This window comes from Ignicoccus hospitalis KIN4/I, from assembly GCF_000017945.1.
Taxonomy (GTDB): Archaea; Thermoproteota; Thermoprotei_A; order Sulfolobales; family Ignicoccaceae; genus Ignicoccus; species Ignicoccus hospitalis.
The window spans coordinates 1-16,682 of sequence record NC_009776.1 but is presented as its reverse complement, the minus strand read 5'-3'; the positions used below and the strand labels follow the sequence as shown (position 1 = coordinate 16,682).

Sequence of the window (16,682 nt, the reverse complement as noted above, 5' to 3'; positions counted from 1 at the left end):
GCGCTTAACGGAACTTGTAAACGACAGCGACCCCCACGAATGGAAGAGTTCTGTTGTTCGAGAGGTAAAGTCTGTCCACCACTACCTCTTCCAGTTTCAAGTGCCTGAAGTCCACGTTCATGTTCAGCTTGCGTCCTAAGGAGTCGAGCACTGTAAAGCCCTTTTTCTTCAAGCCTAAGTATATCATCTTGTAGAGGTTCACTTCCTCTATGTCGTAGAGGGGACGCGAGGTCACTGCTTCTACACTTCTCAACAGTACCGAGCCCCTTTGGGGGGTCCTCACTAAGACGCCTCTCTGGGTGGGAACGACGTCGTTGGGGCTATCGACTATCAAGGTAACCCTACGCCCGTCCTCCGTCGTCCCGATCACGACGTACTTGAGCCTTATGTACTTGCTAAATATGGTGGTGTCGTCGAACCCCGCTATTCTGAACATCCATACAGACTTGGCGAAGTCTCCGGCTTGGGGTATTAAGATTACAGTTTTGTCTGAGAGGAGCGGAAAGACTTCGTAAGTGAATATGCATGTGTTCTCCTTCGGAAGGTAAAACTCGTTCAGAACCTTCAACAAGTCGTTCTCGTTGCCTATGAGCGCCTTCGCTACCTGGGCTATCTTTGTGGAGTTGAGAGTGGCCGGGTCGACCACGGTGGTTCTGTTAGCTACGGTACCTATCATGTAGCCGTAGTCCCACCACGCCAAGACGAACTTACACTTACTTTCGATCACTTTCATGGTGTCTGGGAATAGGGGGCTGTAGAAGGCGGTACCGGCGGAGAGGAAGGATGGCGGCGGATAGTTTAAAGCGTAATTGATCCCGGTGTAAGACCCACTTATCAAAAGTACCGCCGCGATTAACGCTATTGTGGACCAGAGGAGCTTTGCCAAGCTGCCCGTGTCGAGAGTTGTGCTCTTCAAAGCCCAATACAAGGCCAGCGCGCCGGCTATCGCGCTTAGGTAACCAACCGTCGTGAGCATGTAAACTGATACGTTTGTAAGGACTAAGTACGTAGCGAACACCCCCAAGGCTATTATAGGGAGGGCGTGTAGGAGCTCGTCCTTTTGACCCTTGAAGTAATAGTATACTGCAATCAGTAAGGCGAGAGGGGCGGCGAGGCCTATACCGAGGACGTTTATCAAGTCGTTGGGCGCAAAGACGTTAAATATGCCTTGGTGTTCTGCCACGCTCCTCGCCAGCGGGCTCTCTATCCTTCTAGTCCACGGCATTACCATCATTATGTACCTTGCGTTAAGATACGTCCTCAAAACGTAGGGGTGAGTAACTATCAGTATCATTGCAATTATTGAGGCTATCAACGTGACGCTCCAGAGCTTAAGCCTCTTCTCCTCGTCGAACTTCTTCAGCACCAAAAGCTCTGCCGCCGCGAAAACCATTGAGAGCGAGTAGAGAAGCAGTGTGAAGGCCCAAGTCTTGTGCATCCAAATAGTTGTTATCCATTTCGAGGTGACTAGGAAAGTTATTGTGGACGCGGCTAAGAATATGATGAGGTTTTTGAGAACGGCTTCGTTGTCCGTGAAGAACAATACTAGCATCGAGAAGATCAGAGTAACCGCCAAGAACGCTAGGAAGCCGCCCCAGAAGGCCGAAGCGAGCATTAGAGCGCCTCCCCCGAGGGCTCCGAGGAGCGCCGCTGCGGGTACGTCGAGGTTAGACCTCTTCAACAAGAGCGCCAGAGTCACTAAGAAGAGCGTTCCAAAGAACATACACGGCGCCATCTTCTCTACGAAACTCGAAATGCTCCTCTGCATGAAGGCGTATTGATATCCCGTCGACGTCGCCATCAAAACGGCGAGCGCTGGACCCCCTATGGTGTAGCCCAAGAGGGCCGACGCGGCCGTAGCTAACGTGCCGTAGAAGGCCGGGATTATCCCCACCCAGTCCACTAGCCTTAAGTTGAAAGCCTTCGCCACGGGATATAAGAGCGCCCCCGTGAAGGACAACCCCGGGGTTTCGGTCCTCCTAACGTCCCTTCCCTCCGGCCACCACCACAAGTGTCTAGTGTTCTCGGGCGTCAGTTGGTACCAGTAACCAACTCCCTTTTCGTAAAGAGTTTTGGAAAGCCAATACTCGAACATGCTGTCGTCGTACTGAAGCCAGATGCCATAACGAGAATACTTGAAGTACGGAATCAGCCTAACATAGAAGGATGATGCTATGATCAAGATGGTTACTATCAGAACGACTGTTTTCTTGTGTTCCTTTAAGATATATTTCAAATCTCACCCTCTCGGCCCTCCTTGAGAAAGCTTTTGTAGGTATGTTTCATCCCGGCGTCCTCGGAGCAAGCATAATGGCCATAGGCCCCCTCTCTAAGACAATCGCACAGATCTCCAAGTTAGAAGTCTGTAGGAACGCTTCCAGCTACTGGTCGTTCGTCATAACGCTGGTCCTCCTCCTCGACTTGTTGATAACGCCCAGCCTCGCCGAGGGTTCTAGCTTGGTCGGGATCCTCGTCTTCTTGGTCTTGAGGGTTCTCTTACTCTTCGCGCTGGCTGTAGACCGGGTGGCCGAGAACGTCTCGTACGCTATAAGGGTTAACTGGGAATTGGTCAAGCTCTTGGAGGATAAAGCTTCACTAAATAAACTCTATACTCTTACAACCGTTGGCCTCTTCCTAGTCGCAGCAACGCTTCTCGTTCTATCATACATATCCCTTGCCACCGGCATGTGGAACTTGACGACGCTGTCCCTCGTCATAGTGCTTATCATTTCAAATTCTTTGTTGTATTCGCTGATAATAAGACCTAAATCGATGGCCTTGGGAGCACTCTTCGCCTCTCTCGCATCTATTATAGACGTTATTGCGATGTACTTCATAGCTAAGAGACCTTCCGAACTAATAGTAAGCGGGGCCCTTTCAATATCTGACGTCTTTGTGATTTTAGGAATAAACGTCGTGGGGGTGACGTTGTGTCAAAGTGCAGAGAGCTAATAAAAGAGTTCGGCTCTCTCAAGGTGACCACCACTCGACTGGCGATACTGTTCTACCTTATGGTTAACAAGTGGAGCAAATTGGGCGACATTGCTAAACATTTGGGGTTAACGAAGTCGACAGTTTGGAAACACTTGAAGGAGATGCAAGAAGAGGGTTTAGTGAAAGTGAAGTACAGTTTAGGCCGCCACCCTCAGATGAACGTTGCCTTAACCGAGAAGGGCGCGAAGTTGGTGCTCCAATACGCTGGCCTACTGGAAAAAGTCATAGAGTGTCTAGAGGGCGAGGGAGAAAAGAGCGAGAAAGGGGAGAGCGAGGGCGTCGAAGGACATGAGGAAAGCGAAGATAGGTCTGGAAGTACACATTCAACTGACCAAACTTAAGACTAAGCTCTTCTGTTCTTGCCCTTCAGACTATAGGGACAAACCCCCAAACACCGTAGTCTGTCCAGTCTGTCTGGGCCTCCCTGGAGCCCTCCCGAAGCTCAACGAGGAGGCCGTGAAGATGGCCTTAACTCTCTGTTTGAGCTTAAATGGTAAAGTGAGTCGAAAGGTGGTGTTCGCGAGGAAACATTACTTCTACCCGGATTTGCCCAAGGGCTATCAGATTACCCAGTTCACGTCCCTAGGCTCCTCGCCCGTCTGCCAGGGCGGGCAATTGGTTATGAGGGTTGATGGAAGGGAGAAAGTCGTTCGAATTCGAAGGTTGCAGTTGGAAGAGGACCCCGGAAGGATAGTTTGGCCTCGTGGGAAGGCGTCGGAGTACGTGCTAGTGGATTACAACAGGTCTGGCATAGCTCTGATAGAGCTGGTCACCGAGCCAGACATGGAGACGCCCGAGGAGGCGAGAGCTTTCGTAGAGAAGCTGAGGAGCCTCGTGGAACACTTGGGGATATGTGATTGTGAGCTGGAGGGCGCTATGAGGGTAGACGCCAACGTGAGCGTAGAGGGCGGCGAGAGGGTCGAAATAAAGAACATAGGCTCTATTAAGGACGTGGAGAAGGCTTTAAAGTTCGAAATAACGCGGCAGAGCACATTGTTAGACCAAGGTGGGAGGGTGGAGAGGGAGACTAGGCATTGGGACGCGGAGCGGAGGGTGACCGTGGGCGCGCGGAGCAAGGAGTTGGAAGAAGAATATAGGTATATGCCGGAACCCAACATCCCGCCCTACTTAATTGAGGAGGGACTCCTCGAGCAAGCGAAAAGGGAGCTCCCCGAGCTCCCAGATCAAAGGATTAAGAGAATGATAAAGGAATACTCCTTGAGCGAGTACCTAGCTTCCGTTCTGGTCATAAGGGACAAGAGGTTGGCAGACCTGTTCGAAGAGGCCGCCAAGCTCTACACTAATTACAAGAGGCTAGCGAGCTTGTTGGTAGTTGACTACCTTAGGTGGGTAGAGGAGCTCGGCCTTCCTTTGGGGAAGTGTGTCAAACCCGAGTGGTTAGCTGAGCTCCTCTCCTACGTTGACCGAGGAAAGATCACGTTGGAGCAAGCTAGGGAAACGGTGCTGCCTTCCATGCTTAGAGAATGTAAGGAGCCCTCAAGGGTAATCGAGGAAAAGGGATTAGGTGTAGTTAGGGACGTGGATAAGATACTTAGTATCGTAAGGAAGGTTTTGAGAGAAAATCCGAAGGCGGTCGAGGATGCGAAGAAGAATCCTAAAGCTATAAACTTCTTAGTCGGACAAGTGATGAAGGCCTTGAGAGGGAAGGCGGACCCGCGTACGGTGCGCCAAATGATAGAAAGTGAGCTGGGGATGAGCGCTCGCCACGGATCTGACGGATGATGACGACCCGTGTTAGCGACCCCACTCATATGTCGACTACGAATTTAACCTTCCAACATTCACCTTCCTTCTTTATCTCCATTTCTGCATACGTCATTGCCTTAACTATGGTGCCGTACTCGTGCTTAGAGGGATCGAACTTCTCACCGCACGCCTTTCCATGAATCTTGACCTTCCCTTCCTCTTCCTTCAGCTCAAGTTCGAATTTCGAGAACACCATACCTTCTGCGTCGAAGTACAGTAGGAGGTCGTCTATCCACTTATATAATGCTTGCTCGAGGTCATCTGCCTCGTCGATCACCTCTCTACATTCTTTGGGCTCTACCTTCTTCACGTCAGTAATTATGTTGAAAACTCCCTTGGCTGCATTAGCGAACGCCTCTTCCAGAGTTTCTCCATAGCCTACCACAATGATGTCTGCAGTGTGTGGAAGGTATTCAAACTCCTTTGGGCATGCCATGGCGCAGTCCCCTCGCCTCCGCTACGGCGTGTCTCGCTACGGGCAAGAATAGTTGAAGGGCAGTCTCTACTGCGTCGGGGCTTCCCGGCGTGACCAATATGAGCAGTTTCGAGTAGACCCACAAGCCAGCCCTCGTGAGGATGGCTATGGATCCCCTCTTTTGAAACGTGATGTATCTGAAGAGCTCGCCGAAGCCCGGCACCTCCTTGTCGGCCACTCGGTCGACGACGTCTACCGTTAGGTCGTTGGGTCCCAATCCCGTGCCCCCCACAAATACGATCACGTCTACTGGCGATTCCTTGGCTTCTTCGAGGACGTTGAGGATGGCTCCTTTATCGTTGGGTATGAGTGAGAAATACGTTACCTCGTGGCCACTCTCAGTAATAATCTTTTTGGCCAACTTGCCGCTGACGTCCTCTCTGCGCCCTTCATAAACTGCATCCGAGACTACTACTATGCCGAAGCGGACCCTTTCCGGCCCGAAGCGTTCGTGCTCGTGCATCTTATCGCTCTCCGAGGTGGCTCGGATGATGGAAGAAAATGAAGTTCACGAGGCCGAAATAGTGGCTGAGGAAGACGAGGAGAGGGTCGAAGACGACGAGGTGGTTATCGCTTATCCCCAGAGCGACGTTAAGATGGACGAGGAGGAAGCTCTAATAATAGCGTATGACTCGCTCAAATGGCTCTCTAAATTAGAGAAGTTGGAGAAAATACTGCGCGAAGAACTCGTGGTTAAGCCTTGGATGTCGGATGTAATAAATGACGAGCTAAGGGAAGTGAGGAGAGAGGTCGAAAGGACTCTATGGAGGCTAGGCCGGGCCCTGAGCTCAGTTAAACTGGAAGGGGAGGTGCCTCAAGAACTAATTAACCGTGCTAGGGAGGCGGCACGCGGATCCGAGCCTAAGGGGCCTACGAGGCCTTGGCTCATAGTGGAGCTTCTCAGAAGGTATAAGGTATAGGTGAACGATCATGAGTAAGGTCGACGACAACCTGGTAAACTTGGCCGATAAGATAAAGTCACTATTACCTAAGGAACTTGAGATCGTAAAGATAGAGTACGAAGGTCCGGAGGTGGTGGTCTATGCTAAGAACCTGCTCCCTGTCTACGAAGATCCAGAAATGATTAGGAAGGTCGCGAGGGCGGTGCGCAAAAAGATAGTAGTTAAGCCCGACGAGAGCGCACGCAAGCCTAGGAAAGAGGCTGCCGAGCTGATAAACAAGATAGTCGGGGAGGGCGGCGAGATCGTCGAGCTTCAGTTCGAGCCTTCCACCGGCGAAGTGATCATAATAACCAACAAACCCGGGTACGTGGTGGGCAAGGGAGGTCACAGGCTTAGGAAAATCCTCACCGCGACGGGCTGGAAGCCCGTAGTCATGCGGAACCCCCCGCTGAAGTCTAACGTGATCAGTACGATTCGCGCATTCTATCGAGAGAACACAAAGCGTCGACTTGAAGCTCTGCTAGAAATAGGAAACAGGATTCACAGACCCCTCTTGTTCAAGACCAATTATGTTAGGATAACTGCATTAGGGGCGTTCAAAGAGGTCGGTCGTTCGGCTATATTGCTAGAAACGAAAGAATCCAAGGTACTGTTGGACTTCGGCGCCAACGTGGGTTCTTACGACCCTCAGAAGCACTTCCCGAAGGTCGAGGAGGTCCCCATAGATGAGTTAGACGCGGTAATAGTCACCCACGCCCACTTGGACCACTGCGGACTCGTTCCGTGGCTCTACAAGTACGGTTATAGGGGGCCGGTCTACGTCACCCAGCCCACTAGGGACCTAATGTACTTAGTACAGAAGGACTACATTGAGGTAGCTCGGAAAGAAGGGAAGCCGGTCCCCTATACTGAGAGCGACATCAACAGCATGTTGCTCCGAACGATCGCTTTGAACTACGGAGAGGTAACTGACGTAGCTCCGGACATTAAGTTGACCTTCTACAACGCCGGGCACATCTTGGGAAGCGCTATGGCGCACCTCCACGTAGGCGAGGGGCTGTTCAACTTAGTTTACACTGGTGATTTCAAGTATGGCTACACAAGACTCTTAGACAAGGCTAACACTCAATTCCCCAGGGTAGAGGCCGTAATAATGGAGAGTACCTACGGGACACAAGACCTCCCCCCGAGGGAGCTCGCAGAAAGGCTACTCATAGATATAATAAACAAAACAATAGAGAAGGGAGGCTTCGTACTCATCCCCGTGCTCGCAGTGGGGAGGGCCCAAGAGATACTGCTGTTGCTGGTTGACGCCGTTCAGAACAAGCTGATCAAGAGTCCGGAAGGAGGTGCGGTGCCTATATACCTAGACGGCATGGTGTACGAGGCTACAGCCATACACGCGGCCTACCCGGAGTGGCTGGCGAAAAGCGTTAAGGAGAGAATAATCAAAGGCGAGAACCCCTTCCTAGCGGACTTCGTCCACAAGGTGGAGTCCGTTTCGATAGAGGGCGGCATATCGAGGGAGGAGGTACTGGAGTCCGAACCGGGAGTGATACTAGCTACTTCCGGCATGTTGACGGGAGGTCCGTCCTTAGAGTACTTCCGGAAGCTCGCGCCGGACCCCAAGAACTCTATAGTGTTCGTCGCTTACCAAGCTGCCGGCACCTTGGGCCGAACGTTGAAGGAGGGCGCCGACAGAGTCGAGATAGCAATCAACGAGGACGGCAAGTCCAAGCTCTACCAACTAGAAGTTAGGAGTCACGTGTTCTCGGTAGAGGGCTTCTCGGGACACAGCAGCCGTTCTGAGCTGATAAACTGGGTCAAGTCGGTAACCCCGCGGCCCAAGAATATAATACTAAACCACGGCGAGCCCAGCAGGATAGAGGGCCTAGCTAGGGTCCTCAGCAGGACGGTGGCCAGGGGAATGAAGATATACACGCCTAACATCAGGGACAGTATTGTCTTCGTGGAGAACGACATATGAGACGTTATCGTTCCCCTAGCTCGTCCCCCTCCTCTTCGTAGAGCTCAGTCCGCCCCCAGCCCGAGACCGCTAGGCGCCCGTCCCTCCAGTCGCCGCTCTCGACCCCGCGGGGCCCCTTTCCGGCTAGGACCTCATTTCCGTGTTCGTCGTATAGCGACAGAACGCCGTCCCAACTGCCTACGTAAAGTCCCTTGCAGCCCTCCCTCCAAGCCACCAGCCGGACGTCCAAGTACCCTCCTTTGCTCCACACTACCTCCAAGTCCTCGTCTAGTACAAATACCCCTCCGGGCTCGAAAGTGCCCACTGCTACTAAACCTCCGCAAGGCCTGACTGTGTTTACGTTTTCTGCCATTTTAACTCTCTTTATGAAATTTAAGTCGCTATCGAAGAGGTACAAATGACCGTCAAAGCTTGCGGCCAAGACCTTGTCGGACCACCAGCTTACGTCATATACATGCCCTCCCACGTTAGTTTTCTTGACTATTGTGCCATCAGATATGAGGTAGAGGGCTCCGCAGCACCCCCCTGCAACCGCCTTTCCGTCTTTGTAGTCTAACGAGAAGAGCCCGAAGTCAGTATTTACTTCATTAATTTCGTTGTTGTCGACAATAATTAACCTCTTGTCTTCAGCGGCCATGAGTAACGCGTCTCCCGTCTTCTTGACGGAATATATGGGGGCGTCGTGTGTAAAAATGATTGTGGCCTTCCCTTCGTCGTCGACTGAGACTACCCTGTTCTCGTTCGCCAACAAGACTTGGTCTTCAATTATCTTGGTATCGTATATGTGGCCGGGGAGTTCTACGATCCACTTCCTCTTCAAAGCTTGCGGCCCGTCGAGTTATAATCAAAGGGCTAATACAGTTGCGGAGAACGCATGAAAGGCCATATACTAGTAATCGCAGAGAAGCCTAAGGCGGCCGAGAAAATAGCGAACGCTCTCGGCAAACCTATAGTCAAAAGGAAATATGGCGTCCCTTATTGGGAACTAACAAACGGCAAGAAGATAGTCGTGGTACCGGCGGCCGGACACCTGTTCGGCCTAGCCCCTCTGGGCAAGGGCTTCCCCGTCTTCGACTACGAATGGCGTCCTCTTTACGAAATCGAGAAGGGAGCCTCCCACACGAAGAAATACATAGCTTTGATCAGCAGCCTCAGTCCCGGTTCGAGCCTCTACGTTAACGCGTGTGACTATGACGTGGAAGGTTCCGTTATAGGGTATATAATAATAGAAAGGTTCGGGGACCCCCGCCGCAGCAAGAGGATGGTTTTCCACGCCTTAACTCCGGACGAGATACGTAGGGCGTGGAACAGCCTGAGGCCGCTCGACTGGGAGATGATAAACGCGGGGTTGGCGAGACATGAGCTGGACTGGATCTGGGGGATCAACGTCTCTCGAGCTCTGATGCACGCTTACAGGGTGGCCACCGGCAAGAGCAAGAGTTTGTCAGCCGGAAGGGTTCAGAGCCCCACCTTAAAGGAGGTGGTGGAGAGGGAGCTCGCCGTCCAGTGCTTCGTCCCGGAGCCCTATTTTTCGGTCTCACTGAGCGCTAAGGGAGTCTCCCTCGAACCCACACTTAAGTTCGAAACAAAGGACGAGGCAGACCACTTTATTTCAAACTGCCTCGGAAAAGTAGTTGACGTCATCGTAAATGACGAAAGGCTATCACCTCCACACCCCTTCAACTTGCCGGACCTCCAAATGGAGGCCGCGAGGCTCTACGGCTTCTCGCCTTCGAAGACTCAGAGCATCGCCGAAGAGCTTTACCTCGACGCCTACATTTCCTACCCGAGGACGAATAGCCAAAAATATCCCAAGGATTTGGATTACGCGAACATACTAAAGGGCATTGCCTCAGTTCCTCAATACCGCCCCTTGACCAAGGCCCTCTTCAAGGAAACCAGGGGACGTTTCTCTCCGAACAACGGACCCAAGGACGACCCGGCCCACCCGGCGATCTACCCTACGGGGAAGCCCCCGAAGAACTTGAGTCCAGACCACATGAAGGTATACGACTTAATAGTGAGGAGGTTCATGGCAACCCTCGCTTCCGAAAGCGTTTATGAAGTAACCAAAGTGGTGATAGAGGTTAACGGTCAGACCTTCAAAGCCGTGGGTAGGAGGGTCAAGTGGAAGGGTTGGACGCTATACTATCCCTTCTCGGCTCCTCAAGAAAAGAGCTTGCCGAGCTTTACTAAAGGGGAGAGCCTCCAAGTCAAGTGCACCAGGAGGTTGCAGTACACAAAGCCCCCAGAGCGGTACACCAAGGCGAAGATAGTCAAGTGGATGGAAAGGGTTGGAATAGGGACCGAGGCGACTAGGGCCAGAATAGTGGAGACCTTGTTCAAGAGGGGGTATCTAAAGAATGTTGGTTCGAAAGTATACGCGACCGACCTGGGGATAGGCGTGGCGTTGGTGCTCAGCAAATTCTTTCCCGAAATAGTTAGCGTTGAACTAACTAGGAGGTTCGAAGAAGATATGAAAAAGATTATGATGGGCGTGGAACGTAAGGAAAAGATAGTTGAGGAGGCTAAGAAGTTCATGAGAATGATATTGGCCAAGTATAAACCTCACATGAGAGAGGTGGGCGAATACCTTGCTTACTCTCTGGGTGAAATGGAGCCTCCGGGGAGGTGTGCGGTTTGTTGGAGGGTGGCCGAGGAGGACGGGCTCTGCGTCGTACACAAGAGAGCTAGGGACGAGCTCTACGCGAAGTACCCCGTCTGGAGGAGGAGGTTGGGGTTAAGCTTTGAAGAGTACCTAAAGAAGGTAACGACTTTAAAGCAAGCGGGGACGGCGGCCAAGGAGGTCGCAAAGGCGTTACTGTCGGAACCTACGTTTAAAGGTTAAATAATTGCGATGCGAAGGACGCTTCAGGGAGCGCGCTTTTGAGTAGCGGGTTAACGTTCCAAGGCAGAGCGGTTCCGGAGGAAGGTCAAGCCAGCGGCGAGCAAAGGTTGGGCATAACCAAGATTACGAGGATAAGGTTGTTTGGAAGGTGGTTCCCTGCACTCTTCTGGGCGAGGTTATTGGATGAGATCCGGATCCTAGTTGGCGACGACAGGTTGGTATCCATAAGAAGCTTCAGGACTCCAAGAGGAGTAATTCTCACCGACGTGGACATAGCTGGAGAGTTGGACCCCGATACTCGACTCGAGCTTGAGAAGAAAGTGCTGGAAGTAATGGACGAAACCAAGGTAAACCCCAGAAGGTTCCTAAAGATAGAGGTCCGCGAGAGGCCGGCCACCCTAGCGGTCAGCCAAGACTGAGGCCATGTACGATCCGGTAGAGTTGGGCAAGAAGGTCGCCTCGTCCGTCTGTAGAGGGGAGGAGAGGCTCTACTATAGGTTCCGGGGGACGAGGTTCTACGGCGGCATCTCGACTGCTGACGTTGTCGGTTGTAATCTGAGGTGCGCTTTTTGTTGGAGCTGGAAGGCTACCAGAGGGATACCGAGGACGGCGAAGTTCTACTCTCCTAGCGAAGTAGCTGAGAAGTTGATAAGGATCGCCCGAGAGAGGGGCTTTGAGCTAGCAAGGGTGAGCGGAGGCGAACCCACGCTTTGTCCGACCCACCTCTTGAAAGTTATCGATTTGGTGAACGAAGCCGGCCTAACCTTTGTGTTAGAAACCAACGGAATATTGATAGGTTATGACAAGTCTCTGGCCAAAGATTTAGTCAAGAGGAAAGTGTTCGTGAGGGTCTCGATAAAGGCCCCGACGCCCGAGGCCTTCTCGAGGGTTACGGGGGCCAAGAAGGAGGCCTTTGAGCTCCAAATAAGGGCGTTGAAAAATTTGATCGAGGAGGGGGTCGATCCTAAGATGGTTAGGGCTGCGGTGGTTTTGGGCTACGGGACCCCCCAAGAGTACGCCGATCTGATCAAGAGGCTCGAGGAAATACATCCGTTGCTTGGCGACGTGGAGTTCGAGGTTTTGACGTTGTACCCCCCAATCATGGAGCGGTTGAAGCGACTCGGCCTCCTTCCGAGCGTTTATCGGGCGCCCTCAAGGTGACCCTGCTCGCTTCGTAGAAGGTCACGCTCCCGTTCCTGTCTACGACTGCTATTATCGCCTTGAGGTCGTTGGCCCTAACCTCCTCTACCCACTCGAGGAGCTGTGCGATGGAGATCTTTATGCCTTCCTCTAAGACCAAGTACTCTGCCCACCACTTGTTCTTCCTTATTTCTATCAGCGTTCCTTCCCTCCTCCCTTCGGGTAACACCTTCCTCCCCTTCCTTCTGAGCTTGTAGTATGTCGTAAACATGGACCAGAACGCGTTGGCCAAGTAACACCCCTTCCTCTCTTTAATGCACCACGTCTTCACGATCTCGATTATTCTCGAGAGGGCTTCCTTGAAGTCTTTTATCTCTTCGTCGTCTATTAGTACTTTCGCCTCCCCCTCGAGGACTAGGTATAACGTCTCCAGGGGGTGGAGGAAGAGTAGGTCGCCCTTGCGTATCCCTACGACCGAGGACGGCACGACGCCCGTTGGGATGCCTAACCCTTCTTCCGTAATTCTGACCTCTATCAAACGCATCACCGTGAAGGGGTGGTGGGCCCGCGGGGATTCGAACCCCGGACCACCGGGTTATGAGCCCGGCGCTCTGCCTGGCTGAGCTACGGGCCCGCAGGCCTCCGGTGATGGGGAGTAGGGATACCGTTAAAAAGTTTTTTTCTCACGGTCCCGGAGGGGGCCACGTGCCGTTTTTCATAAAGTTTAAGGAATATTCGTTAAAGCTGGACGTTAGTGGGAACGCCCTGATCGTGGCAGATTCAATAGTGTTGGACGCGCGGAGCGTGACCTTGCCTAAGGACAGCGAAGTCCGTTACTCCGAGCCTACCGTGAAGACCAGGGCGTTTTACGCGTTTTACGCTCGTCTGCCCACGTTGACGCGACCCCCTGCCGTAGATATGGTAGCCAACGACCGGAGGGTTTACCGGGGCTTCGAGATAAGGGCCGTTGACTTGGACGTTCAGCAGTACCTAACCGTAGTTACGCCCGGCAGCTTCCTTTACGATTACGTGATAATAACTCCGAATAAGATGGGAATATACATGAATTCCAAGAGAGAAGGATACCTCGAGGAAACGTCTAAGAGTAAGATACTCTACCTCGTCTGAGGAAGCGCCCATGGCTTGCCCTCCCCTCGACGTGCTCTGTATAGACGACGAGAGCTTGTTGAGGGCTTACCTTACCGACGCCTCGCCGCTCCGCGGGAACCTCCCACAAGCCGTCTTGTTCCCCTCGGACGCAGCCGAGGTGGCGAAAGTAATTAGGTGGGCTAACAAGGAGAAGGTGGCAGTTTACCCCTATGGCGGGGGCTCGAGCCTCGTGGGCTCCCCCTTGCCTTTCGACGGGATAGTCGTAGACACTTCGCTCTTGCTGGACTTGGAGGTTTTTGAGAAGGATAAGTTAGTCCTAGCGGGAGCTGGCTGGAGGCTCTCAGAGCTGAACCATGTTTTAAGAAGATACGGCCTTTGGTTCCCCGTGGACCCCGGCAGCGTGGAGTGGGCTACGGTAGGCGGCGTAGTAGCCACCAACGCCGGCGGGATAAGGGCCGTCAAGTACGGTTTGACTTCTGACCACGTGAGGGCGCTCGAGTTCGTTACGCCCGTCGGAGAGGTCGTGTGGAGCGGGGCGTGGGCTAAGAAGAGCAGCACGTGGTTGAGGGTCCACCAACTCTTGGTGGGATCGGAGGGCACTCTAGGCATAGTAACCAAGGCCTTGCTCACGCTCTCGAGGGTTCCCGAGAGGAGGGAAGCTGTCTTGTTGCTATTTGAAGAGGCAGAGGAGATGGGCGAAGCGGTCTTGGATATCCTAGAGTTAGCGCCATCTGCGCTGGAATTCATGGATCCCAAGACAGTGAGGGCGGTAAATTCTAGAACTGATATGTCCTTGAAAATGCCGGAGAAATACTTATTGTTAGTTGAGTTCGACGATGAGCGCTCCTCTGAAAAGACGAAGCTAATCTTGGATAAGTATGAAGGTATCAAGGAAGATCCAGAGACGTTGTGGAAGTACCGCAAGCTGGCCGGTCCTTCCCTCACGCTCGTGAAGGGTTCTAGATCAGACTGGGACGTCGCGGTTCCGGTTAGCCTCTTGCCAGAAGCGATAAAGTTCGTTTATGAGAACGCTCGCGACTGGGAGGTGGCCGTCTTCGGACACGCCGGCGACGGCAACTTGCACGTAAACTTGCTTCACCCTCCGGGAGAGGAGTGGGTTAGAAAGGCTATCGAAAAAGCCAAGGAGATCATCTGCGAAATGAGTAAAAGGTACAAGGCCACAGTTAGCGGCGAACACGGGATAGGGCTCCTCAAGCTGGCCTTGCTAGGCTGCGAGGTCGACGAGCCGGCTTTGGAGCTGTGGAAGGCGATCAAGAAGGCCCTTGATCCCAACCTAATATTAAACCCTGGCAAGAAGATACCGCTGTAAAATATTTAATGGACTCTTCAGACCAGCCGGCGGGCCGCCGTAGCTCAGCCCGGCAGAGCGCCGGCCTCGTACGGCCCTCCGAGAGAGCCGGTGGTCGCGGGTTCAAATCCCGCCGGCGGCTCCACATCTTAATCCCTCTTCGCCCCGACTTGCAGAGGTGTTGAACTTGAGCGCGGAGCAGAGGCCTAGGCTGAGGCAACCTATCGTAGCCGTACTGGGTCACGTGGACCACGGAAAGACTACGCTGTTGGACAAGATAAGGGGTACCGTAGTAGCCTTGAAGGAGCCCGGCCAGATAACCCAACACATAGGCGCTAGCCTAGTTCCCACAGACGTCATAGAGAAAGTTACGGAACCGCTAAAGAAGATAATCCCTACGGTAAAGCTGGAACTCCCCGGGCTGCTGTTCATTGACACCCCAGGCCACGAGATATTCTCGAACTTGAGGAGAAGGGGCGGCGCGGTCGCGGACTTGGCGATACTCGTCGTTGACTTAAACGAGGGCTTTCAGCCGCAGACGTACGAAGCCGTGGAGATCCTCAAGCAGAGGCGAGTTCCGTTCGTGGTAGCGGCGAACAAAATAGACCGGATACCCGGCTGGAGGTCCTACCCCGACCAACCATTCTTGATTAGCTATAGAAAGCAGAGCGAGGAGGTGAGGGAGAGACTAGACAACAAGATATACGAAATTATGGGGGAGCTGGCAAAGCTCGGCTTTGACAGTGAACGATTCGATAGGATAACTAACTTCACTAGACAGATAGCGATAGTCCCGATATCCGCTAAGACCGGTGAGGGGATACCGGAGCTGTTAGCGGTGCTCGCTGGCTTGGCCCAGAGGTACATGAAGGGGAGGCTTAAGTACGTAGAGGGCCCGGCCAAGGGAGTTATTATGGAAGTTAAGGAGGAGCCGGGTTACGGCTCTACCATAGACACGATAATTTATGATGGCATAATAAGGCAAGGAGATACTATAGTCGTCGGCGGAATAGAAGGACCCATCGTGACTAAGGTGAGGGCCCTACTCGTCCCTGCCCCCTTGACCGAGATGAGGGCCACTAAGAGGTTCGAACCCGTGGAGGAGGTGAGCGCCGCAGCGGGCGTGAAGATAGTGGCGCCCGGCTTGGAGAAGGCGGTGGCCGGCGCACCGGTCTACGTCGTGGACAGCCCGGAGAAGCTTGAAGAGCTGAAAGAACAAGTAAAGAGAGAAGTAGAAGAGGTAATGATAGAGACGGATAAGGAAGGCGTGATAGTTAAGGCAGACACCCTCGGAACTCTCGAGGCGTTGGTACAGTTCTTGAAGAACAGGGGCATACCGGTTAGAATGGCCAGGGTTGGGCCTGTCACTAAGAGAGACATAGTAGAGGCTATGACTGTCAAGAGTAAGAACAAAGAATATGGAGTGATACTAGCGTTCAACGTTAAAGTTTTGCCAGAAGCAAAGGAACTGGCGGAGAAGGAGGGCATAAAGATATTCCAGCACAACGTGATATACAGACTAATAGAGGAATTCGAGGAGTGGTTGAAGGCCCTCCGCGAGGAGGAGAAGAGAAAGGTCTTGGAAACCCTCGTGAGACCCGGGAAGATAAGGATACTCCCCGGCTTCGTGTTTAGAAGGAGTGACCCGGCGATAGTAGGCGTCGAGGTTCTGGGAGGCGTGATAAAACCGAAGTACCCGCTGATGAAGGAGGACGGCTCTAGGGTTGGCAGCATACTCCAGATCCAAGATAAGGGCCAGAGCGTCCCCGAGGCGAGGGCTGGTCAACAAGTAGCTATTTCAATAAAGGGAAGGGTCATGGTCGGGCGACACATACACGAGGGCGACGTGTTGTACACGGACGTCCCGGCGGAGCACGCCAAGCTCTGGTTGACGAAGTTCAAGAACGAGCTCAGCGACGACGAGAAGTTCGTCTTACAAGAGATAATAAAAATTAAGAGGAAACAGAACCCGCTCTACGGAGTGGTGCTGCCTTCGCCCAGCTCTTAAACGGTTCGTTTCTCCCTCTCCGGGATGAGGAGTAAGGGAGTCAGGAGATCTCGTTTAGAAATGACCGGAAACGGAACAGCCGACCGGATGAGGAAGTTTGAAAGGGGCGACGTAAGGGTGAGCGGAGGCCGGGCTCCGACGC

At 52.9% G+C, this 16,682-nt stretch carries 16 protein-coding genes and 2 tRNA genes; 12 read left to right on the top strand and 6 right to left on the bottom strand.

Features of this window, described 5'->3' with window-relative positions:
- Positions 1 to 4: 4 nt before the first annotated feature.
- Entirely contained in the window at positions 5 to 2,236 is a 2,232-nt protein-coding gene (locus IGNI_RS00100; protein WP_011998052.1) for a hypothetical protein, read from the bottom strand.
- 74 nt (positions 2,237 to 2,310) lie between these two features.
- On the opposite strand from IGNI_RS00100, the gene IGNI_RS00095 reads away from it, so the two are divergent.
- From IGNI_RS00095 to gatB, 3 genes are read left to right on the top strand one after another with little or no spacing between them, the layout of a single operon-like run.
- A complete protein-coding gene (locus tag IGNI_RS00095) occupies positions 2,311 to 2,952 on the top strand; it encodes a hypothetical protein (protein ID WP_148202178.1) in 642 nt (213 codons plus the stop codon).
- Positions 2,931 to 3,335, top strand: a complete 405-nt coding sequence (locus IGNI_RS00090; protein ID WP_011998050.1) for an ArsR family transcriptional regulator — start codon at positions 2,931 to 2,933, stop codon at positions 3,333 to 3,335. Before IGNI_RS00095 ends, IGNI_RS00090 begins: the two co-directional genes overlap by 22 nt.
- On the top strand, positions 3,283 to 4,737 hold the full coding sequence (gene gatB, locus IGNI_RS00085; protein ID WP_011998049.1) for an Asp-tRNA(Asn)/Glu-tRNA(Gln) amidotransferase subunit GatB: 1,455 nt from the start codon (positions 3,283 to 3,285) through the stop codon (positions 4,735 to 4,737). The genes IGNI_RS00090 and gatB overlap by 53 nt, the downstream gene beginning before the upstream one ends.
- 25 nt (positions 4,738 to 4,762) lie before the next feature.
- Here the strand turns inward: gatB and IGNI_RS00080 are convergent, their stop codons facing one another.
- A complete protein-coding gene (locus tag IGNI_RS00080; protein ID WP_011998048.1) occupies positions 4,763 to 5,197 on the bottom strand; it encodes an archease in 435 nt (144 codons plus the stop codon).
- Entirely contained in the window at positions 5,175 to 5,699 is a 525-nt protein-coding gene (locus IGNI_RS00075; protein ID WP_011998047.1) for a MogA/MoaB family molybdenum cofactor biosynthesis protein, read from the bottom strand. The genes IGNI_RS00080 and IGNI_RS00075 overlap by 23 nt, the downstream gene beginning before the upstream one ends.
- Positions 5,700 to 5,724: 25 nt before the next feature.
- Here IGNI_RS00075 and IGNI_RS00070 point away from each other — a divergent pair, with 25 nt between their 5' ends.
- Entirely contained in the window at positions 5,725 to 6,156 is a 432-nt protein-coding gene (locus IGNI_RS00070) for a hypothetical protein (protein WP_011998046.1), read from the top strand.
- A 10-nt stretch (positions 6,157 to 6,166) separates the two neighbouring features.
- The gene (locus tag IGNI_RS00065) at positions 6,167 to 8,125 is read left to right on the top strand and encodes a beta-CASP ribonuclease aCPSF1 (protein ID WP_011998045.1); all 1,959 of its coding nucleotides are present in this window, start codon (positions 6,167 to 6,169) and stop codon (positions 8,123 to 8,125) included.
- 4 nt (positions 8,126 to 8,129) lie between these two features.
- On the opposite strand, the gene IGNI_RS00060 is transcribed toward IGNI_RS00065, so the two are convergent.
- On the bottom strand, positions 8,130 to 8,945 hold the full coding sequence (locus IGNI_RS00060) for a WD40 repeat domain-containing protein (RefSeq protein WP_011998044.1): 816 nt from the start codon (positions 8,943 to 8,945) through the stop codon (positions 8,130 to 8,132).
- Positions 8,946 to 8,999: 54 nt separating this feature from the next.
- Between IGNI_RS00060 and IGNI_RS00055 the strand changes: the two genes are divergently transcribed.
- The 3 genes from IGNI_RS00055 to IGNI_RS00045 are packed head-to-tail and all read left to right on the top strand — an operon-like array spanning position 9,000 to position 12,134.
- Positions 9,000 to 10,973: a DNA topoisomerase I gene (locus IGNI_RS00055; protein WP_011998043.1), complete on the top strand. Its 1,974-nt coding sequence runs from the start codon at positions 9,000 to 9,002 to the stop codon at positions 10,971 to 10,973.
- A gap of 38 nt (positions 10,974 to 11,011) precedes the next feature.
- On the top strand, positions 11,012 to 11,392 hold the full coding sequence (locus IGNI_RS00050; protein WP_011998042.1) for a hypothetical protein: 381 nt from the start codon (positions 11,012 to 11,014) through the stop codon (positions 11,390 to 11,392).
- Between the two features lie 22 nt (positions 11,393 to 11,414).
- Positions 11,415 to 12,134: a radical SAM protein gene (locus IGNI_RS00045; RefSeq protein ID WP_238374093.1), complete on the top strand. Its 720-nt coding sequence runs from the start codon at positions 11,415 to 11,417 to the stop codon at positions 12,132 to 12,134.
- Here IGNI_RS00045 and IGNI_RS00040 read toward each other — a convergent pair.
- On the bottom strand, positions 12,073 to 12,651 hold the full coding sequence (locus IGNI_RS00040; RefSeq protein ID WP_187145969.1) for a hypothetical protein: 579 nt from the start codon (positions 12,649 to 12,651) through the stop codon (positions 12,073 to 12,075). The genes IGNI_RS00045 and IGNI_RS00040 overlap by 62 nt on opposite strands.
- 19 nt (positions 12,652 to 12,670) lie before the next feature.
- Positions 12,671 to 12,747, bottom strand: a tRNA-Ile gene (locus tag IGNI_RS00035).
- 71 nt (positions 12,748 to 12,818) lie between these two features.
- On the opposite strand from IGNI_RS00035, the gene IGNI_RS00030 reads away from it, so the two are divergent.
- The 4 genes from IGNI_RS00030 to infB all read left to right on the top strand — a co-directional run bounded on the left by IGNI_RS00030 (position 12,819) and on the right by infB (position 16,540).
- Positions 12,819 to 13,241, top strand: a complete 423-nt coding sequence (locus IGNI_RS00030) for a hypothetical protein (RefSeq protein ID WP_011998039.1) — start codon at positions 12,819 to 12,821, stop codon at positions 13,239 to 13,241.
- A gap of 10 nt (positions 13,242 to 13,251) precedes the next feature.
- Positions 13,252 to 14,553, top strand: a complete 1,302-nt coding sequence (locus IGNI_RS00025) for an FAD-binding oxidoreductase (protein ID WP_011998038.1) — start codon at positions 13,252 to 13,254, stop codon at positions 14,551 to 14,553.
- A 33-nt stretch (positions 14,554 to 14,586) separates the two neighbouring features.
- Positions 14,587 to 14,677 (top strand) — tRNA-Thr (locus IGNI_RS00020).
- A 33-nt stretch (positions 14,678 to 14,710) separates the two neighbouring features.
- Entirely contained in the window at positions 14,711 to 16,540 is a 1,830-nt protein-coding gene (gene infB, locus IGNI_RS00015) for a translation initiation factor IF-2 (protein ID WP_011998037.1), read from the top strand.
- Positions 16,541 to 16,682 lie beyond the last annotated feature (142 nt).